Below are 20,631 nucleotides of genomic sequence, written 5' to 3'. Positions count from 1 at the left end.
ATTTTAGATAAAAGACTAAACCTCGACTTGAGCGATCAGGTCGGGGTTTTCTTTTTTATTAAATTGTACAAAACACGCATGAGACTAGAAACCATAGATATTGAGGGAAAGTCATTTTTTGGTATAGCCATGCCCTATGATACAGACCTTATTGCAAAGGCAAAAAAACTCAAAGGAAGGTGGCACCCGAAAAGAAAGCTTTGGCTATTTCCAATTACACCTGAGCGAAAAGAAAAGCTTATTAGAGCCTTCAATTTGCAGAGCTCGAATAAGTCAAAAACACTAATTCTAAAAGAGAAATCTAAAGTCCCGAAAGAATACTTGGAGCAGCTAGAGCGAAGGCGTTACAGCCCCAACACCATTCAAACCTACTTATCGCTCTTTGAAAAATTTCTGAGTCATTTCAATTCAATTGAACCTGAGCAATTAAACGATAGCCACGTGGCCGAATTCCAAACCTATTTAGTGTCAGAAAAAAAGGTATCTACTAGTAGTCAAAATCAATATATCAATGCGATAAAATTCTACTTTGAAAAAGTACTGGGAAGAGAAAGAGGGTACTACCATATTGAAAGACCAATCAAAGAGTTCAGGTTGCCAAAGGTATTGACAGAAAAAGAAGTTTCTGCTATTCTAAATTCCGTTCATAACCTAAAGCACAAGGCAATGCTACTCATGGTATATAGTTCAGGTCTGAGAGCAGGTGAGTTGATCAAATTACATATTGGTGATATAGACAGTGAACAGATGCGTGTATTTGTAAGAGGTGGGAAAGGCAAAAAAGACCGAGTAACGATCCTCTCTCAAAAGGCATTGGTGGTGTTGCGCGAATATTTTAAAAAGTACCGACCAAAGGAGTATCTATTTGAAGGACAAAATGGCGGGCAATACTCTGACTCTAGTTTAAGGAGAGTTTTTATTTCGGCTATTCAAAGAGCCAAGCTTTCGAAAAGAGTTACTCTACATTCTTTGCGCCATAGCTTTGCTACACATCTTTTAGAAAAAGGAGTGGACATCAGGTATATCCAAGTTTTATTGGGACATAACTCAAGTCAGACCACAGAAATTTATACACATATAACACATAAGGGTTGGGAAAAAATACAGTCACCTTTAGATAATTTAAACCTGGACGACTAAATTGAAAACTCACGATAGCCATCAGAAATGCATGGCTATCGTGCATAAATATTAAATTATATGATTTATATCGTGCATAAAAGTGCACGATAGCTAACGTTGGCAGTCATATTGAAAAAAAACACGAAAAAAAGTATCTTTTATGATGTTTATCAGTCTACTTAATGAACGATAAAATTTAAAAGTTATGAATAATTGTAAATGCACTAATTGCGATTGCACTAAATGTAATTGTGGAAATTGTTTGGAAAATAATTGTCCTTGCTCTAAATGTGAGTGTGACAAATGTAATTGTTGTTAATTTCAATAAAGGTTGGTTTCTTGACTAACCTTTATTTATTTTTGATTATGGAAACTCAAAAAATATGGGACAACTTTAATGATGAATTATATTTCTTCATTCTCAAAAAAGTTAAAAATAAAGATGCCGCAAACGATATTTTCCAAAATACATTTTTAAAAATTCACAAAAATTTACCTAAGCTCGAAAAAGAAGAAAAAGCAAAAGCGTGGATTTTCCAAATTGCCCGTAACGAAACGATTAATTACTTTAACAAAGAATCCATTTATGTAGGAAAATTAGATATAAATAAGGAAATTCCTTTACAAAAATTTCAATATATATGTTGCTTTGATAAATTCATAAATGATTTACCCAAAATTTACAGACAAGTAATCGAACTGATTTATATAAAAGGACTAAAACAAAAGGATGTTGCCAAAGAATTAGGAATTAGCCTTGAAAATGTAAAAGTAAGAATTAGGAGAGCAAAGGATATTTTAAAGAAAAAATTCAACGAATGTTGCAAATATGAATTTGATAAAAATGGTAAGTTAATTGGAGAATCGAATTGTTCAATTTGTAAAACAGAATAAAAATACGCCTGCCAACACCGTATAACAACAATTGCGGCTCTGTGTCTTGCGGACACAACCGCGCAAGCATAAAAGTCATTAATTTTAGCTATCTTAGTTTCCAAACAACCCGCAACTGATTGTTATACAAGACCGTTGTGGTTAATGTAAATAAACCGAGAAACTAAATGAATAAAACAATATTTGAGATTACTAAAATGGACTGTCCTTCAGAGGAAAATCTAATCCGAATGAAATTGGACGGAATTCCAAGTATTGCGAATTTGGACTTTGACATTCCCAACCGAAAACTGACCGTTTTTCACAGCGGAGAAACTGACCAAATCGAAAAATCAGTTATCGAACTGAATTTAGGCGGAAAGAAAATCTCGACTGAACAAACCGACCAAACAGAATTTAATGAAAATGCAAACCAAAAAAAACTACTTTGGTCTGTACTTGCCATAAATTTTGCGTTTTTCATAATTGAAATGACAACAGGAATAATCTCAAAATCAATGGGATTGGTTGCCGACAGTTTAGATATGCTTGCGGACAGTTTCGTTTACGGAATTAGCTTGTTTGCGGTTGGTGGAACAGTAATAAAGAAAAAACGGATTGCCAAACTTGCTGGATATTTTCAAATAACACTTGCAATTATCGGATTTGTAGAAGTTTTAAGGAGATTTTTCGGAGACGAGAAATTACCAAACTTTTCGACAATGATTATCGTTTCAATTTTCGCACTTATTGCAAACGGAATTTGTCTTTACATTTTACAAAAGTCAAAAAGTAAGGAAGAGGCACATATGAAAGCAAGTATGATTTTCACTTCAAACGATGTGATTATAAATTTAGGAGTAATAACAGCTGGACTTTTGGTAAACTGGTTGAGTTCAAGCAAACCTGATTTGATTATCGGAACAATAGTTTTTGTTTTGGTAATTCAAGGTGCTTTTAGAATTTTAAAATTGAGTAAATAAATAAAAAAACACTAACCACAACAATGGCTATAAGTAATTGCTTGTTCTTGCCTACTTCTGAAAATCCTCGCGGATTTTCAGTTTGGTGTGTACTTGCAAAGTTAAGTGCTAACCCACGCAACTACTCATAGCCGAGACCGTTAGTCGTAATTGCTTGACCTTATAAAGACCACACACTAAGAAATTGAACAGTCAGAATTTAGAGTTTATTAAAGTAGATCCTGAAAGCCCATTGAATACAGAATGGGTTGAAAGCTTCATCAAAATAGGTAGCGCATGGGAGACATTTACAAAAACTTACAATGGTTCTATTTCTGGGAATTTGAGCGCATACGGGATTCATTTAGAATCTAAGATTGATTTTAAATTTGATTCAATATCATTTGAGGTTTTAAAAAGATTGGCAGATGTAAATGCTGGAAATTTGATGAACGACACCTACACTTATGTGACTACAATCAAGTTCGAAAAACCCATTACAAAATCACAAAAGCCTTTTAAGATAAAGTCAAAGAATTGGCTAAGACTCTTGTTTAATCCTTTTAACGGATTCAAAAAAACAAAATTGCTGAATGGCTTTATCTATTATGCAGATTCTAAAGAACAATTGGATAAGCTAATTGATCTTAATATAAGCGAATACCCCAATTTCGGATGGATTAAAAGATCAAATAGGGATATCATTATTCGATTGTACCATGCTGAAGACTCCTTTGAAGGAATCAATAATTATATTGAATTGCTTAAAAAACTACGACTAACATAACCTATACGCAATGCGGCTGTGGTGGTGCCGAAGCTTCTGTGCGTACACCCCGCTAAAGCTGGGCTTTGCTTTTTAAAAATGTATAACTTAAAATCAAATTACAGCTTTAGCTTACCAACCGTTAGACAAACACCAACCTGCTTGCTCAAATCGGTAGTTTCTTTTTTAGAGCTCATTCCCATTAAAATGACTCCAACAATTCCTGTACATGAAGCTCTTCTTTTCTATCTAAATGGAATTTTTAGACATCAAATCTGTTATGTACGCACTAGTAGATATTTCTAGTAAATAGTTATGACAGAACAATCGAAAGAATTCAAATATTCCATTTTAGAGCTTGCCTCTATGGGAGTAGGTTCAACCCATAATCAGACTTTTAAAAATAGCGTAGAACTAGCCCAAAAGGCAGAAAACTGGGGCTACCATCGCTTCTGGTTAGCCGAGCATCATAACATGGTTAGCATTGCTAGCTCTGCCACAGTAGTATTAATAGGCCACATTGCACAAAGTACAAACTCAATAAGAGTAGGCTCAGGTGGTATCATGCTTCCAAACCACTCCCCGCTAATTGTATCAGAACAATTCGGAACCTTAGGCTCACTTTATCCGAACCGAATAGATATGGGTTTAGGCCGAGCACCAGGGACAGACCAAGCAACAGCGCATGCCATAAGACCTGATAGAATGAAATCTGTGATGTCGTTTCCAGAAGAGGTCGCTCAAATTCAGCAGTATTTCTCACCAGAAAATAGCTCATCACACGTTAGGGCTTATGTGGCAGAGGGCACCAACGTTCCTTTATACATTCTAGGCTCAAGCACCGATAGCGCTCACTTGGCTGCCAAAATGGGACTCCCTTATGCCTTTGCTAGCCACTTTGCACCTGCACAGCTTTTTGAAGCTTTCAGTATTTATCATAATGAATTTCAACCCTCAGAATACCTGAAAGAACCATACACCATAGCCTGTGTGAATGTGATTGCAGCCGATACCAATAAAGAAGCAGAAAAGCTGTCCACTTCTTTAATCAGAATGATGTATGGCGTGTTAACAAACAACATTGATTATATGCAGCCGCCAACAGAAATGACGGCTGACTTAAAAGCATTAGCTGAACACGAAGCTTTTCAACGCATGCTGAAATATGCTTTTGTTGGATCGAAAGAGACGGTAAAAGAGAAAACAGAAGAGTTCATCAAACAAACTGGCATCAATGAAATTATGGTGGCTTCTCACATCTTCGATCATCAAGACAGACTTCGATCTTACCAGATTTTCTCTGAGATAATGTCAGAAATCAAGATATGAAGTTACCCTATAGATTATCGTCATCGCGAGGAAAAAGCTTGACACTTGCCAAAGTTGTGACGTGGTAATCTGTTCGATAAGAGCAATAATGCAAAAAACAAGCAGATTACTTCGTCATAAAAGTTCGCTCTCGCAACTTTAATTCCTCGTAATGACGGTCTGAATTTACTCCTTTCCCCTATCCGGTTACAACATCCTGAGATTGGGTTACTTGGGCTGAACTGAGTTCCACCACCTTTGTTATGAACAAATAGAAAGACCATGACAATGAGAAAAATAGCTTTAATAACTGGTGGCAGCAGAGGCCTTGGCCGAGATATGGCCATCAATATTGCTCAAAAAGGTTTAGATGTAGTAATCACCTACCACAGCAATAAAAAAGCTGCTAACAAAGTAGTAGCGGAAGTAGTCAAAACAGGTAGAAAGGCTTTTGCCCTTCAACTCGACACAAGAGACATTAGCTCATTCGATTCATTTTATACTGAATTAGGAAGCATACTAGAGTCAGAATATGGAAAAAAGCACTTTGACTACTTGGTAAACAATGCCGGAACAGGCATTTACAAACCTTTCGCAGAAACCACAGAAGCAGACTTTGACGACTTAATGAACATTCACTTTAAAGGAGTCTATTTCTTCACTCAAAAGGCGCTATCATTTTTGAACGATGGTGGTGGCATTATCAATATTTCATCTGGCCTAGCAAGATTTACTCTTCCGGGTTCATCGGCTTATGCCTCCATGAAAGGTGCCATTGAGACATTCACAAAGTATTTAGCCAAAGAATTAGGACCAAGAGGCATTAGAGCCAATGTAGTAGCTCCAGGAGCGGTAGCCACAGACTTCGGAGGTGGGTCGAACAGAGACGATGAAAAGAAACGATCGTTAATCTCTAATTTCACAGCCTTAGGCCGTGTAGGAGAACCAGAAGATATTGGCAGCATTGTGGCTTTTCTTTGCACTCACGATGCTCACTGGCTCACTGCTCAGCGAATTGAGGCTTCTGGTGGAACGTTGATCTAAAAGTAGAACGTCATTCCGGAAAATCTTTTGATAAATTTTCCAATCAAAAGATTTATCCGGAATCTCAACCCCATCAGAGTCTCCAGTATGGGACTCTGATGAAAGGGTCAGCTCAGAGTCCTCAAAAGAGAGACTCTGAGTGAGATAAGTGGCTTTTCTATGCACAGACGATGCACATTGGCTCACTGCTCAGCGCATGGAAGCTTCTGGCGGAACGTTGATTTAATAAAGGCAGTTTCTACCCCTGCCCTAAAGGGTGAGAGATGAAAACTTGTCGACTGACGACAAAGTCCCCTTCAGGGCCCAAAGACATCGGGGTTAGGGGTAATACCTCCAGTATGGGACTCTGATAAAAGGATCAACTCAGAGTCCTCAAAAGAGAGACTCTGAGTGAGATAAGTGGCTTTTCAATGCACAGACGATGCTCACTGGCTCACTGCTCAGCGAATTGAAGCTTCTGGTGGAACGTTGATTTAAAAATAGAACGTCATTCCGGAAAATCTTTTGATAAATTTTCCAATCAAAAGATTTATCAGGAATCTCAACTCTATCAGAGTCTCCAACATAGGGCTTTGGTGAAAAAGATCAGCTCAGAGTCTGCAAGAGAAACCTCAGCGAGCTAAAGAGACTCTAAGAAAGTTAAAATGCCCCTTTCAAAAGGAGAAATAGCCCAATAAAAGTAAATTACATAAGTAATATGCATCGCATCAAATCCATAAGCGACTACCATCGGCTAGCCGGATTGCCAAAGCCAGAACATCCTCTAGTTAGCCTGGTTGATTACAGTCAGGTAAATTATCAAACAGAAAATGATGAGATCAGCATGGTATCTCCCTACTATTCCATCGCTATGAAGCATGGAGTACAAGGCAAAATGAAATATGGCCATCAACCTTATGACTTCGATGAAGGCCTGATGTCATTTGTTTCACCTGGCCAAGTAATCAGCGTAAAAGCCAATTATGAAAATGGCAGCAAACCATCGGGCTGGCTTCTTTTTATTCACCCAGACTTTCTATGGAATACGGCTTTAGCCAAGAAAATCAAACAGTATGAATTCTTTGGGTACAAGGTCAATGAAGCGCTCTTTTTATCTAACAAAGAAGAACAGTCAATGATTGGTATTCTAAAGAGCATTGAAGAAGAGTACCACTCCAATATTGATAGGTTTAGTCAGAACATCATTATCTCTCACATTGAAGTACTATTAAACTATGCTGATCGGTTCTATCAGAGACAATTTATCACCAGACAAATCAGTAACCATGCCGTATTAACCAAGGTTGAAGACTGGCTGAACGATTATTTCCAGCAAAAGAACATTCAGAATGAAGGCTTACCTTCTGTGCATCAGCTAGCCGAAGCCATAAATATGTCTCCCAACTACCTAAGTAGCCTCCTCAAAGCTCAAACTGGACAAAACACACAACAGCACATACAGACTAAACTTATAGAAGCGGCCAAAGAGAGGCTCTCTACCAGTCAGTTGAGCATTAGCGAAATAGCCTATGAACTAGGCTTTGAGCACAGTCAATCTTTTAGTCGGTTTTTCAAAAAGAAGGTTAACCTTTCTCCTTCTGACTTCAGGCAATCGTTCAACTAATAAAAAATTGTTGGTGAAAATTGATCGGAGCTACTGGGCAGCCCAACCTTCAACTTAAAGCTCACCTTAATTTACTAACTTCCGTAATGGGAAAAATGAAATCGTACAACACTGTAGAAGAGTACTTTGCCGATCAGTCTAGTGAAGTACTTAACAAACTACAGCAGCTTCGTCAGTGCATTCTCGAAGCTGCCCCACATGCTGAAGAAAAAATAAACTACGGCATTCCCTGTTATGCTCTTATTGAAAATGGCAAGCGCGATCAACAGGTAATGATGGCAGGTTATAAAAACCATATTTCGTTTTACCCATTCCCCACGGCAATAGATGCATTTAAAGAAGAGCTCGCTCCATACACTACAGGCAAAGGCACAGTGCAGTTTAAGATAGAAGAAAAATTACCCTTGGATTTGATCAAGCAGATTGTGATTTTCAGAGTTAAAGAATTAAACTCAACCCCTTAATTACAATATCAAAGCACACACAAATGAAATCGAGCTTCACTCTATTACTTATTATAGCACTAAATATTTCTGTTTTTAGCCAAGTAGCACACAACCGAAATGCAGACACTTTTGCTGAATGGACAGACGTAATTTCTTACTACCAAAAAGCCAATTCTCTTAATGATACTGAGGCTTCTCACTTTTCTTATGCTGGCACTTTTGGCTATATGCTCTTAGCCGAGTATGGCGGAACTATTCGAGCTATAGAAAAAACTGACCTAGAATATTTCAATAAGCTTTTAAGTAGCTTTTTTGGCCAAGATGCTAAAGGCTTATTTAAACATGAGGTACTTTTAAATACGCCTGAAGGCCCCATTTACCTTCCTATTCAGGAGTCGTTGATTACCTATTGGAAACAAGAACTAAAAAAAGGTGACCAAATGGCCGTTAGAATCAGGGCCTATGGTGCATTAAAAAAAGACAATGACACCAAATGGTTTTTTGGAATCAACTCTTACGGATCGGATGAATATGAATACCTATGGGAAACAGCACTAGAAAGCCTGAACCAAGGACGCAAAGAAAATGGCCTAAATTGTATATATAAACTAATGGAATTAGACCCAACTGATGGTCGAAATCATGCAGTAATTGCATATAATTATTACAGTGAAGGATTTCCAGACAACAGGGAACTGATGCTAAAAAGCGACTCTGTCTTTGAGATTTCTCAAAAGCTTTCGCCAGATCATGGATATCATTATTACCAAAGGGCATTGGTGAAAATTAGACTAGAAGAATATAAAGCGGCTTGGAGCAACATAGAAATGGCAAGAAAACTAGGTGTGCCCAAAGAAGAGTTCTACGAACCGATTATGCAAGAACTTGAAGAAGCACTGCCTTATAAACAATACCTTTCAGACAAGAAGAAGTAGCAAAAAAAGAGGCTACCTCAAAGGCTAACTGTCATTCTCGATTGCAATCTGGAACAACGAAATATTAGCTTTTGAGATAGCCTTTATCTATAGGAAGATTTTAGCCTAGTCTGCCTGAGGAGCCCAACTGCTACACAACATGCCTTCTGCAGCTTTTTGAGGGTGAGCACAAGAGTCTGTATTGTTCCTTAAGCAATTATTACAATCTCTATCTAAATCTAGCTTGAAAATAAGCGAGAATCTATCGCAGGTATAATTTTCATTTACTTTCAGTTTATGAACTGAACACATGTTCTCAGTAGATAACGATTCGCAATGAGAACAATTAGAGGCTAATCTTATTGACATATCTTTTTTCCTTTTTAGTTTATTCAATATACGCCCAGAAATTTGTAATTGTTTGACTATCAAGCAATCTCAATTTAGACTGAATTCAATCAAGCTTGTATTGTATTGATTTACAATGGCTAATTGATCACTTTTACCCAAAAGCCCACTATGCCCCCTAAGCAGATTGTTGAGCGTTTTGTTGAACACTTTAACCAAGCAGATGCCAATGCGCTCGCAGCGCTCTATACAGAAGACGCAATAAACCATCAGGTAGCCAACTCACCAGTAAAAGGTAGAGAGCATATCCGTACCATGTTTCAGTCTGAATTTGACAATGCAGAAATGACCTGCATTGTAGAAAACATCTTTGAAGATGAAGATTGGCCATTTTAGAATGGAAAGATCCTTTAGGACTAAGAGGGTGTGGTTTCTTTCAGATTGAAAATGGCAAAATTAAACTGCAAAGGGGCTACTGGGACAAACTCTCTTTCTTAAGAATGCATGGCCTCCCAATCCCTAAAGAATAAGGCTCTCATTTGTAATTCAGGTTGTGTTTCTCATCACTGTTGATCAGCTCATCCTGGCTAAATCATGTATTTGCATAGGCTACATTCATTGGTTATTTTCATTGGATTTTTTCTTCAACACAAATACAACATCATGAATATCAGATTTTTAGCCAAAACCGCTGGCATAAGCTATATAGTAATATTTTTTGCTGCCATTTTTGCCAACTTCTTTGTTTTGGAGGCACTATTAGCTACTCCCTTAGAAACCGTTCAGAACAACGAGATAACCGTAAGGTTCGGAATAGTAGCCTTTCTTCTCACTGTCTTTTTTGATGTTATAGTCGCTTGGGCACTTTTTGAAATGTACAAAGAGCATGTATTTACAAGGTTAAGTACCTATTTAAGAATAATGCATGCGGCTATAATGGGAGCCGCCATCTTTGCTCTTCCTTTAGCTCTAAAAGCAACAACTGCCGATGCCATTTTACATCAGGTTGAAGCATTCAATAACATGTGGCTTATTGGTTTATTTTTCTTTGGAGGCCACCTCATTCTCTTAGCTAGAATTGCCAAGCCACCTAAGTGGATCATGATTTTTCTTACGCTCGCGGGAATCATGTATATGGTAGATACTGTTGCACATTTTATTATGCCCAACTACTCAGAATATGCTGATGTCTTCTTAATGCTAGTAGCCATACCGAGTATTTTGGGAGAAATGGCATTTGCTATTTGGCTCCTACTAAAAGCAGGAAAATGAAGTTTACTTCCATCAAACTATACGACAAAATGGTAAAGCAAGTCTTAAGCGAAGGCTTGCCCAAAGAGGCCATACCAAGTATTCCTTTGGTGGAAGGTAATGAAAGACCGGACGCAGTGCCAGCAGACCTATTCTTTGAGCTTCATGAAATAGCTCATGAGAAATTACCAACCGGGTGTGCCCTCAGGGTTGGGTCTAATATGGAAATGGATGACTATGGAGTATTAGGCCTCTCTTGGAAGACATGCTCTAAAGCACGCGACCTCTTCGATAGAAGCGTCAGGTATTTTAACCTGCTCACGAATACTTATGTATTTGAAGTTGAAGACATTGGAGAACACTCTCGGATCTATCTCCATAGAGAACCCTACAGAATGGGAGTAGCAAGATCTAACGAGGCCACTTTTTCTGCCACAGTTACGGTTGTTCAGGCCATAACGGGGGAAAAATTCTTTCCCGTTGAGGTTTCCTTTCAACACCAACCACACGAAAACCTAGCCCTATACAACGAAACCTTTCGCTGTCCGATAAACTTTGAGCAGCCTCATAATTACATCACATACCGCAGAACCGACCTAAACACCAGAACCGCTAAAGCTGACGAAAGTATTAATCGGTTTTTGAGTGAGCGTATGGACGAAGAAGCAAAAGGAATAGAAATTAGTGCATACAAACTATTGGCAGATATTAAAAAACTGGTGACAAACGCCCTTCCCAGTGGCATACCAAGCATAGAGAGAATAAGCGAGGCCTTAGGCCTGAGTAAAAGATCTTTAAACCGAAGACTATCAGAAAGTGGCTATAATTATAGAAACCTGGTGAGCCAGACACAGCAAGAGATTTCAGAGGACCTACTAAGAAATACCGACAATTCAGTTGGAGAGATAGCTTTTAGAACAGGCTTTTCAGAGCAAAGTGCTTTCAACAGGGCCTTTAAACGCTGGACTGGTACTTCACCAGTAGAGTTTAGAAAATCGCAATAGAAATATCCAGTTGGCACAAAGTGTCAAAAAGCTGGCGCGAAAAATCAATAAAACCATCTATATCAGCCCCAATTTTGCTGCTGTTAAAAAGCAAGCAGCATGGAGCTACCTCTTAGAACAATCATCACTTTTTTAGCCCTACTCACCACAGGGCTATCGGCCGGGCTATTTTATGCATGGCAGGTTTCGGTAATTTCTGGCACCAAAAGAGTTTCAGATCAGAGCTATCTAGAAACCATGCAGCATATTAACAGAGCCATTCTTAACCCTTGGTTCATGTTCATCTTTATTGGTGCTTTGGCCTTTTTAATTTGGAGCACATACCTCCATTATCAGATGGTAGATAAAGGTGTTTTCATACTACTCCTTTTGGCCACACTAAGTTATGCAGGAGGTACGTTCGCAGTGACTGCCGCAGGAAATGTTCCGCTTAACAATTGGTTAGACTCCATTAATCTCACTGCTTTAATCGACTTACGACTAGTAGAAATTAGAGCCAATTATGAGGTTAAGTGGAATAGATATCACCTCATACGAACAGTGTTTTCGGTAATCTCCTTTTCACTTCTCTTAGTAGCTCTACTCACTCAGAATAAAAATTAAAATCAATTATACCTGAGCCGAAAGGTTCATTAAAACTCAAAAACAACAAGGTTATGAAAAAACAAATTTTGGTTATTGGCGCTACTGGTAAAACAGGAAGTAGAGTAGCTAAGCTATTGAAAGAAGAAGGGCATGCCGTTCGAAATGGAAGCAGGTCTGAAAACCCATCATTCGATTGGCAAAAAACAGAATCTTACGAGGCTGCATTGGCCGGAATGGATGCCGTCTACATCTCTTACTATCCAGATTTGGCCGTACCTGGAGCCAAAGAAGCTATTGAGCAACTAACTGAAGCAGCCAAACGAGCGAATGTAGAAAAACTGGTTCTACTTTCCGGAAAAGGCGAAAAAGAAGCTGAGGCTTGTGAACAAATAGTGGCCAACTCAGGGTTGAAACACACCTTGGTAAGAGCCTCTTGGTTCAACCAAAACTTTAGCGAGAGCTTTTTATTAGACCCAATTTTGGCAGGCGAAGTGGCACTACCCATGGCCGAAGCCGAAGTACCCTTTGTAGATGCCAACGACATTGCAGAAGTAGCTGTACAAGCGCTGCTCAACGACAAATGGAATGGCCGAACCTTAACGGTTACTGGCCCAGAAAAACTGAACTTCAAACAGGTTGTGCAAGAAATTGCCAATACCACGGGTAGAAACATCGCTTTTCAAGGAGTGAGCATAGAAGCCTACGCAAAAATGATGAAAGAGGCAGGCTTGCCGCAAGATTACATTTGGCTCTTCTCCTACCTATTTAAAGAAGTGTTAGGCAACGCGGAAAACCAGACCATATCTCACGACATAAATGAGGTTTTAGGTAGGGAAGCAACCAACTTTAGAAGCTACGCAGAAAAAACAGCACGAACCGGTATTTGGAATAAGCCTTCAAAAGTACTACAGTATAAACATTAGAATAATTGTTCTGCCTCAGACCTTTGAGGCAGAACATCCTAAAACAGGCTTACTGTCATTTTCTTTTACAACCAGGTTTAACAATAAACTTTTTCAGACAATATGAAGTTTGCTTTTGTTGTACTTTGCCCTTTCTAATAGGATGGCAAGAACATGAGAGAATTTGACAGTACCATTTCCATTTTTGGTTCTACAGATTTACGTTTAGTAGATAGAAATGAATACTCCATAAACCTAGATGAGCCAACAAACGGATTGGTTATACTCTACATCGATGGAAAATCAGCCGACTTTGTTCACGATGCGCTCGAAGAAGAAGTGAGAGCTATTGACCATCTAATAGACCATCAGGACACGATATTCCCTAAAATTCAAGAAGCACTTTCGCGTATTAACAGAAGTACAAACAGGCTAGGGCTATTCTCGGCTAGCCTTGGAGATAAGCACGAAGAAGGTTACACCTATATCACCTTAAAATTCATTGATCCTGAAGGAGAAACGGTTAAGCTTCTACTCAACAAGGACAAAATAATTTCGGCCTCCAATTAAAGAACACCTCTAATGAACTACATCATTAACACCGTTGATAAAAGCGAATATACAAGCATTATTGAAGTATGGGAGGCATCTGTAAGAGCTACACATCACTTTTTATCTGAAGCAGATATCGCGTATTTCAAACCACTGATTCTCAACCAGTACCTTGACTTGGTAGAACTTAGAAGTCTAAAAAATTCGGATGGTAAAATTGTCGGCTTCTTGGGAGCAGCCGAAGGAAATTTAGAAATGCTTTTTCTTCACCCTGACTTACGAAGAAAAGGTTTGGGGAAATTATTGCTTAACTACGCCATAGAGCAATTAAGAATTCAGAAGGTTGATGTTAACGAACAGAACCCTGAGGCCACGGCCTTCTACCTTAAGCAGGGTTTTGCTGTGATAGGCAGGTCTGAAACCGACCCGCAAGGAAAGCCTTACCCTATTTTGCACTTAAAGCTTAAGTAAAAAAGAGGCTACCTCAAAAAGCTAACAGTCATTCTCTCCTCCACTTAGGTAAATCTTGAGCATACCAAGTCGGCATTCAGGCCCGATGGAGGTTCCCAGCCAAGCTGGGAATGATGAAGACAAGCGTTTTTTTTGAGACAGCCTCTAAACTATTTATAACTCAAGCAGCTAGGCCAAATCGAACCTATCAGCCATCATAACCTTATTCCATGCTGCTACAAAATCATTAACAAATTTCGATTCGTTATCATTTTGAGCATAAACTTCTGCTAAAGCTCTAAGTTCTGAGTTAGAACCGAAAATCAAATCGGCTCGGGTGCCAGTCCACTTCACCTCACCAGTCTTTCTATCCTTACCTTCGAAGACCTCATTGTCATCTGTTTTAGGCTTCCATTCAGTAGACATATCCAGTAAGTTCTTAAAGAAGTCATTTGAAAGTTGACCAGGATTTTCGGTAAACACACCGTGCTTAGAATCATCGTAGTTGGTATCTAGCATTCTCATACCACCAACTAATACCGTCATTTCAGGAGCAGTGAGGGTCAATAATTGAGCTTTATCTACCAAAAGCTCTTCTGTAGACACCTCAAACCTTGTTCTTCTATAGTTTCTGAAACCATCGGCATATGGTTCTAAGTATTGCATAGCTTCAGCATCCGTCTGTTCTTCAGAGGCATCGGTTCTGCCTGGCGTGAATGGTACGCTTACATCGTATCCACCATCTTTAGCCGCTTTTTCTATTGCAGCACAGCCACCTAGCACTATGAGGTCTGCCAGAGAAACTTTTTTATTTCCAGACTGATTGGCATTAAACTCTTCTCGGATGCTGCCCAAAGTATCTAACACTTTAGCCAACTGCTCAGGCTTATTAACTTCCCAATCTTTTTGTGGAGCTAAACGCACCCTAGCGCCATTCGCACCCCCTTTAAAATCTGAACCCCTAAAGGTTGAGGCAGATGCCCACGCAGTAGAAACTAGTTCAGAAATTGAAAGCCCTGAGGCTAAAATATTCCCTTTTAGTTCTTCTACATCTTTATCATCTACCAGCTCATGATCTACTTCAGGAAGCGGATCTTGCCAAATTAGTTCTTCACTAGGTACTTCAGGCCCAAGATACCTAGAGATTGGCCCCATATCTCTGTGTGTCAACTTGTACCAAGCTCGAGCAAAAGCATCTGCAAACTGATCAGGATTCTCTAAAAACCTCCTCGATATTTTCTCATACTCAGGATCCATTCTGAGCGAAAGGTCTGTAGTTAGCATAGTTGGCTTATGCTTCTTGTTTGGGTCGAAAGCATCTGGAATTGTAGCCTCTGCGTCTTTAGCAACCCACTGCTTAGCACCTGCTGGGCTTCTTTCCATTTCCCACTCATAAGCGAAAAGATTTTCAAAGAACTTATTACTCCATTGAGTAGGCGTTTGCGTCCAAGTAACTTCTGGACCACCAGTAATAGCATCAGGACCAGAGCCACTTTTATGTGAGCTCATCCACCCAAACCCCTGAAGTTCAATAGAAGCTCCTTCAGGTTCAGAACCTACATGCTTGCTTGGGTCTGCCATTCCGTGGGTTTTACCGAAAGAGTGACCACCTGCAATTAACGCTACGGTCTCTTCATCGTTCATGGCCATTCTTTTAAAGGTCTCTCTAATGTCTTTAGCAGCAGAAACAGGATCTCCGTTTCCGTTAGGACCTTCTGGGTCTACATAAATAAGCCCCATAACCACAGCAGCCAACGGATCTTCCAAGTCTCTCTCTCCCGAGTATCTCTTATCTCCAAGCCAAGTGGTTTCCGAACCCCAATAAACATCTTCTTCTGGTTCCCATACATCGGCTCTACCACCTCCAAAACCGAAAGTCTTAAAGCCCATAGATTCTAAGGCAACGTTTCCAGTAAGCACCATTAAGTCGGCCCAAGAAATTTTGTTTCCATACTTCTGCTTAATAGGCCAAAGCAACCTTCTTGCTTTGTCTAGGTTGGCATTATCTGGCCAACTATTTAATGGCGCATACCGTTGCTGACCGGTACCTGCACCACCACGACCGTCACCAATACGGTAAGTTCCGGCAGCATGCCAAGCCATGCGAATAAACAAACCTCCATAATGACCAAAATCGGCTGGCCACCACTCTTGAGAGTCGGTCATCAAATCTGTCAAGTCTTTCTTAAGTGCCTCGTAATCGAGCTTTTTGAATTCCTCTGCATAGTCAAAATCTTCACCCATTGGGTTAGATAAAGATGAATTTTGACGAAGGATATTCACGGGTAACTGGTTGGGCCACCAGTCTTTGTTTCTCGTACCACCGCCTGCTGCTTGTTTAGGCGCTGTACCACCAAAAAATGGGCAATCGTTTATATCGCCCAGCTTACCATGAGGTTTGTTACTTTCCATATTGATAATTTTCTTTTACGTTCAACAGTATTAAAGATCCGATATAAAAAGACAATAAACATGTCATTCATATTTATATAATCTATACTCTATCGGACTTAATTATGAACTAGAATTTACACTATTAAGAATGAAAGGTCAAGATTTGTTTAGTGCAGCTGCACCACACATCACTGAAAACCAAAAAGATACATTTTTTCATGAATCGAATTATCCACTAAAAGACCATAGGTAGGTGGAATATATCTACTAGCAGAAGCTTATATACTAATACTTCTCGTACCAATCGAAATGCTGACCGATCAATTGATCTTTGTTCTGCTCTATATGTTCTAAATATGCTTTAGCAACTGGCGATAGGTTCTTAGACTTCATCCAAATGAGGTTCCACTGAGTAATTATTGGTAGGCCTTTTAAGGGGATAATTTCCAACTGATGGCTTTTAAGTTCATTTTTCAGGCCAATTAATGGCATAATTGAATATCCCAATCCCGCAATAACCGCCTGCTTAACGGCCTCATTGGAAGTTAATTCTAGTTTCTTATAGGTAGAAATTGACCTGGACTGAATGAACTCTTCCATTGCATTTCTTGTAGCTGAGCCCTCCTCCCTGTATATGAGAGGATACTTTTTAAGGAAGCCCATCTTCTTGTCTTTAGCCTCTACTTTCAACTGAGGACTACCCACCAAATAGAGTTTATTTTTTAACAGTGGCACCCGCTCGGCCTTTAGCTGATCTGGCACCACAGACACTAACGAAAAGTCTACTTCATTGCGCTCCAAACTCTCAATAACTCGTGTTTTATTGGTAACATCCATCACCAAATCTACTCCCCTATTGTGGTTCATAAATTCAGATAGAAAGTAGGGCATTACATACTTGCCAGTTGATACAACCGACACCTTCAGTCTTCCCGCCAGTTGATTTTTATAAGTGAGTGTTTTGTAGTTTATGGCCTGTACTTCGTTTAGAATTTTCTCTGCTGTTTCTGCAATTTCTTTTCCAAAATCAGTGATATAAAGCTGCCTTCCTACTATTTCAAACAGGGGTACAGAGAACTGTTCTTGAAATTTTTTAAGCTGAATTGAGATGGCTGGCTGGGTTAAAAACAGCTCTTCCGCAGCCTTTGTAACACTCTGAACCTGAGCTATTTTATGGAATATCCTGAGTTGATGAAGTGTGTAATCCATAAATTTTATTTATGCTTTTCATATCAAATATAAATAAAAATTAATCAATGTCGCTACACATCTTTGTGCCCGAAACCAAAGAATAGCAGATGAATAGTTCTACTTCAAAACTTACACAAAAAGCGGCCGATCAGAAGGCTTCTAGCCGACTAGACCAAAGTGTTCAGCAGTACTCTGCAAGAGTCTTATTTCTGGGCATAGTAATTATGGCGTTAGGCTGCTGGCTAGTACCAGTGAGCAGGCTAAGCAGCGCTCTTATTGGCCCAGCACTATCGGCAGCTGCTGTCATATTCTTAGTAGCAATCAATTATGTAATCAGTCCTAAACAGAAGTAAAATGATCAAAGAACAAAAAAACAAGGTGGAGCTTCTTAGTAGAGAGCTTTCTCCAGCAAAAGCCAAAGCGAGTATCAATGGTTTAATTTCAAAAATTAATCAACAATTGAATCAGGAGAGTCTGGAGCAATTTGAAAAAGGCGTAAACGGTCAAGCAGCCTCTTCTCTTCAAGCCCAACTCTCTCAGCTAAAAGTACAACAGCAAGAGCTCAACGACAGAATCGGTCAGGCAGAAGGCCTTGGTTGCGATGTTCAGTTTAGCCTGAAGTTCGAACTCAATCTTATCAAGTAAAACTGCCGTAGCAGCAAAATGGAATTACAGCTTTTACTAGACAACCTTACAAACCCGGCTCTTCTCTTTTTCTTTCTTGGTCTTTTAGCGGTTCAACTTAAGTCAGATCTAGAGATTCCGGGTACTTCTTCCAAATTCATTTCTTTATACCTCTTATTCTCCATTGGCTTTAAAGGCGGGCAAGAACTAGCTCACAGCCAGCTAGACTCAGAAATTATGTGGTCTTTACTTTTCGGCATTCTATTGGCCTTAGTAATACCGCTGTACACATTCTTTTTTCTGAAAAGAAAACTGGGCGTCTGGAATGCTGGTGCCATTGCTGCCTCTTACGGCTCGGTGAGTGCTGTAACCTTTGTTACTTCAGTTTCATTTCTAGAAATGCTAGAAATAGACTTTGGCGGTCATATGGTGGCAGTTATGGCCTTAATGGAAGCCCCATCAATTATTGTTGGTGTTCTATTACTCAACCTATTCAATAAAGAAGTTGAGCACAAAGTGTCTTTTGGACATGTATTAAAGCATGCGCTAACCAATGGAAGTGTTATACTAATTATTGGTAGTTTGATTATTGGTTTTTTGGCAAATGATGCACAGGCACAAGGAATAGAGCCATTTACTACAGACATTTTCAAAGGGTTTTTAGCGGTATTTCTACTAGACATGGGTATTACCAGCGGAAAGAAGTTAGCCTCGTTTCTGCAAAACGGATGGTTTGCTCTGGCTTTTGCCATCATAGTACCACTCATCAACGGATGTGTTGTGGCGGTTATCAGTCAATGGGTTACCAGCTCAGAAGGCAATCAGTTTCTATTTGCCATTTTAGCGGCAAGCGCCTCGTACATTGCAGTGCCAGCAGCCATGAAGTTGGCAGCACCTAAGGCCAACCCTAGCCTTTATTTGCCTATGGCTCTGGCTATTACTTTTCCACTCAACATAACACTAGGCATGCCCTTATATTTATCAATTATCCACGCGTTTTAGAACCTAAGAGCTATAAGCACAGAAAACACATCTAAAAGGCAGAATTAAAGCCTCAAAAGGGGCAATTAGAGGGTGTTTACGGGAGTCTTTTAAACGAAAAGGCCTAATTTCGCCTTGTCACAACACAGGTCAATGAAAAGTAAGTTTGACAGCGCGCAAAAAAGAAGAAAGAAAAGAATCATTCGTCAGTATGCGCTGTTTTGGCCTCCCGCTCTTGTTTTTCTTACTATAGTTAGAAGTATTGGTACCGAAGAAATTGGCTCCTTCGACCCAGGCATTACAATGTCTATTATTCTGGCTGCTACTTTTGGAGTAATTGGAGGTATAATTTCTGGTAGTCTTCAGTATATACTAGAAGAGAAAATTTACGGTAAAGCTTCTGTGCTTAAGCTCGGTTTGGCCAAAGGGGCTTTCATAATTCTCTTCCTGGTACTGTTTATTGTTTTGGCTTTTATAGTCACCAAAGTGGTATTTAAACATAACATAGCATTTTGGACATTTGTAATGGACGAAGGAAGTGGTCCAGTATACTTTTATATTATAACGGTAGACATATTTATGACCCGGCTTCGTCAGGTAAACCTAATGCTAGGAGAAGGCAACCTCACCAAACTCCTGACTGCTAAGCTGTACATTCCGCATGAAGAAGAGCGAATATTTATGTTTTTAGACCTTCAGTCTTCTACCTCAATTGCAGAAAAACTAGGCCATATTAAATACAGTCAGCTAATACAAGATTGCTTTTATGATTTAGGGGTGGTAGACGAATATGAAGCTGAAATTTATCAGTATGTAGGCGATGAAGCCGTGCTTACTTGGGAGTTAAACAAAGGGCTAAATAAAGACCAATGTCTCAACTCTTACTTTGCTTTTATAGAGACTCTTGAACGAAAAAAAGACTATTACTTAAAGAAGTACGATACCGCTCCGTCTTTTAAAGCTGCTCTTAACTGTGGACGAGTTACCGCAACCGAAGTTGGGCGATATAAAAAGGAAATTGCCTACCATGGAGACACACTCAATACAGCTGCCCGAATATTGGCCAAATGCAATGAGTTTAATGAAATGATCCTTATCTCTGAAAACTTAAGAAGACTAGTTAAATCGAGCCATTTTGAGTTCAAATTAATAGGTGATGTTCCCTTGAGAGGAAAAACAGAAACTGTGGAGATATTTGCGGTGAACCCCAAGCAAGCTCAATCTGAACCAAACACGAATATCAACAACCAGAGCTTGTAAAAGCCATAGCGCATTATTGATCTGTCACAATAATGGACATTCTAGAGTTCG

Annotated in this window: 22 protein-coding genes; 20 read left to right on the top strand and 2 right to left on the bottom strand. The window is 39.4% G+C overall.

What is annotated here, in order from left to right:
* Positions 1-78 precede the first annotated feature (78 nt).
* From xerA to AWW68_RS08860, 16 genes are all read left to right on the top strand, one after another.
* A complete protein-coding gene (gene xerA / locus AWW68_RS08940) occupies positions 79-1,140 on the top strand; it encodes a site-specific tyrosine recombinase/integron integrase (protein ID WP_221405982.1) in 1,062 nt (353 codons plus the stop codon).
* A 348-nt stretch (positions 1,141-1,488) separates the two neighbouring features.
* Entirely contained in the window at positions 1,489-2,016 is a 528-nt protein-coding gene (locus tag AWW68_RS08935; protein ID WP_068219648.1) for a sigma-70 family RNA polymerase sigma factor, read from the top strand.
* Positions 2,017-2,183: 167 nt separating this feature from the next.
* Positions 2,184-2,978 (top strand): cation transporter, encoded by a 795-nt coding sequence (locus tag AWW68_RS08930; protein ID WP_068219644.1) that lies wholly within the window; start codon positions 2,184-2,186, stop codon positions 2,976-2,978.
* A gap of 184 nt (positions 2,979-3,162) precedes the next feature.
* Entirely contained in the window at positions 3,163-3,744 is a 582-nt protein-coding gene (locus tag AWW68_RS08925; protein ID WP_068219640.1) for a hypothetical protein, read from the top strand.
* 294 nt (positions 3,745-4,038) lie between these two features.
* On the top strand, positions 4,039-5,052 hold the full coding sequence (locus AWW68_RS08920) for an LLM class flavin-dependent oxidoreductase (RefSeq protein WP_068219635.1): 1,014 nt from the start codon (positions 4,039-4,041) through the stop codon (positions 5,050-5,052).
* Positions 5,053-5,319: 267 nt separating this feature from the next.
* The gene (locus AWW68_RS08915; protein ID WP_317038753.1) at positions 5,320-6,075 is read left to right on the top strand and encodes an SDR family oxidoreductase; all 756 of its coding nucleotides are present in this window, start codon (positions 5,320-5,322) and stop codon (positions 6,073-6,075) included.
* 697 nt (positions 6,076-6,772) lie between these two features.
* Complete coding sequence (locus AWW68_RS08910) at positions 6,773-7,678, top strand: helix-turn-helix domain-containing protein (RefSeq protein ID WP_185101240.1); 906 nt, start codon at positions 6,773-6,775, stop codon at positions 7,676-7,678.
* 95 nt (positions 7,679-7,773) lie between these two features.
* The gene (locus AWW68_RS08905; RefSeq protein WP_221405981.1) at positions 7,774-8,142 is read left to right on the top strand and encodes an iron chaperone; all 369 of its coding nucleotides are present in this window, start codon (positions 7,774-7,776) and stop codon (positions 8,140-8,142) included.
* 23 nt (positions 8,143-8,165) lie between these two features.
* A complete protein-coding gene (locus AWW68_RS08900) occupies positions 8,166-9,059 on the top strand; it encodes a tetratricopeptide repeat protein (RefSeq protein ID WP_068219623.1) in 894 nt (297 codons plus the stop codon).
* Between the two features lie 498 nt (positions 9,060-9,557).
* Positions 9,558-9,782 carry a YybH family protein gene (locus AWW68_RS20305; RefSeq protein WP_245660224.1) on the top strand — a complete coding sequence of 75 codons (225 nt, stop codon included), beginning with the start codon at positions 9,558-9,560 and terminating at the stop codon, positions 9,780-9,782.
* 267 nt (positions 9,783-10,049) lie between these two features.
* The gene (locus AWW68_RS08885; protein ID WP_068220782.1) at positions 10,050-10,658 is read left to right on the top strand and encodes a DUF4386 domain-containing protein; all 609 of its coding nucleotides are present in this window, start codon (positions 10,050-10,052) and stop codon (positions 10,656-10,658) included.
* Positions 10,655-11,641 (top strand): helix-turn-helix domain-containing protein, encoded by a 987-nt coding sequence (locus tag AWW68_RS08880; protein ID WP_068219617.1) that lies wholly within the window; start codon positions 10,655-10,657, stop codon positions 11,639-11,641. Before AWW68_RS08885 ends, AWW68_RS08880 begins: the two co-directional genes overlap by 4 nt.
* Positions 11,642-11,740: 99 nt before the next feature.
* The gene (locus AWW68_RS08875; RefSeq protein ID WP_068219614.1) at positions 11,741-12,244 is read left to right on the top strand and encodes an anthrone oxygenase family protein; all 504 of its coding nucleotides are present in this window, start codon (positions 11,741-11,743) and stop codon (positions 12,242-12,244) included.
* A 53-nt stretch (positions 12,245-12,297) separates the two neighbouring features.
* The gene (locus AWW68_RS08870) at positions 12,298-13,149 is read left to right on the top strand and encodes an NmrA family NAD(P)-binding protein (RefSeq protein ID WP_068219612.1); all 852 of its coding nucleotides are present in this window, start codon (positions 12,298-12,300) and stop codon (positions 13,147-13,149) included.
* Between the two features lie 153 nt (positions 13,150-13,302).
* Positions 13,303-13,698, top strand: coding sequence for a hypothetical protein (locus AWW68_RS08865; protein ID WP_068219610.1), 396 nt, complete (start codon positions 13,303-13,305; stop codon positions 13,696-13,698).
* 12 nt (positions 13,699-13,710) lie between these two features.
* Complete coding sequence (locus AWW68_RS08860) at positions 13,711-14,151, top strand: GNAT family N-acetyltransferase (RefSeq protein WP_068219607.1); 441 nt, start codon at positions 13,711-13,713, stop codon at positions 14,149-14,151.
* 168 nt (positions 14,152-14,319) lie between these two features.
* Here AWW68_RS08860 and katG read toward each other — a convergent pair whose 3' ends face one another.
* Together katG and AWW68_RS08850 are read right to left on the bottom strand one after the other, a co-directional pair.
* The gene (gene katG / locus AWW68_RS08855; RefSeq protein ID WP_068219604.1) at positions 14,320-16,542 is read right to left on the bottom strand and encodes a catalase/peroxidase HPI; all 2,223 of its coding nucleotides are present in this window, start codon (positions 16,540-16,542) and stop codon (positions 14,320-14,322) included.
* Between the two features lie 267 nt (positions 16,543-16,809).
* The gene (locus tag AWW68_RS08850; RefSeq protein ID WP_068219601.1) at positions 16,810-17,733 is read right to left on the bottom strand and encodes a LysR family transcriptional regulator; all 924 of its coding nucleotides are present in this window, start codon (positions 17,731-17,733) and stop codon (positions 16,810-16,812) included.
* An 89-nt stretch (positions 17,734-17,822) separates the two neighbouring features.
* Between AWW68_RS08850 and AWW68_RS08845 the strand changes: the two genes are divergently transcribed.
* From AWW68_RS08845 to AWW68_RS08830, 4 genes are all read left to right on the top strand, one after another.
* Positions 17,823-18,068, top strand: a complete 246-nt coding sequence (locus AWW68_RS08845; RefSeq protein ID WP_068219599.1) for a hypothetical protein — start codon at positions 17,823-17,825, stop codon at positions 18,066-18,068.
* 1 nt (position 18,069) lies between these two features.
* Positions 18,070-18,360 carry a hypothetical protein gene (locus AWW68_RS08840; RefSeq protein ID WP_068219596.1) on the top strand — a complete coding sequence of 97 codons (291 nt, stop codon included), beginning with the start codon at positions 18,070-18,072 and terminating at the stop codon, positions 18,358-18,360.
* A gap of 18 nt (positions 18,361-18,378) precedes the next feature.
* Positions 18,379-19,341 (top strand): sodium-dependent bicarbonate transport family permease, encoded by a 963-nt coding sequence (locus tag AWW68_RS08835; RefSeq protein WP_068219593.1) that lies wholly within the window; start codon positions 18,379-18,381, stop codon positions 19,339-19,341.
* 132 nt (positions 19,342-19,473) lie between these two features.
* Positions 19,474-20,580: an adenylate/guanylate cyclase domain-containing protein gene (locus tag AWW68_RS08830; protein ID WP_068219590.1), complete on the top strand. Its 1,107-nt coding sequence runs from the start codon at positions 19,474-19,476 to the stop codon at positions 20,578-20,580.
* The last annotated feature ends 51 nt before the right edge of the window (positions 20,581-20,631 follow it).

Origin of the sequence: Roseivirga spongicola, from assembly GCF_001592965.1 — a bacterium.
GTDB classification, from domain to species: domain Bacteria; phylum Bacteroidota; class Bacteroidia; order Cytophagales; family Cyclobacteriaceae; genus Roseivirga; species Roseivirga spongicola.
The sequence above is the reverse complement of the archived record's forward strand: the minus strand, read 5'-3'. Positions and strand labels throughout refer to the sequence as shown.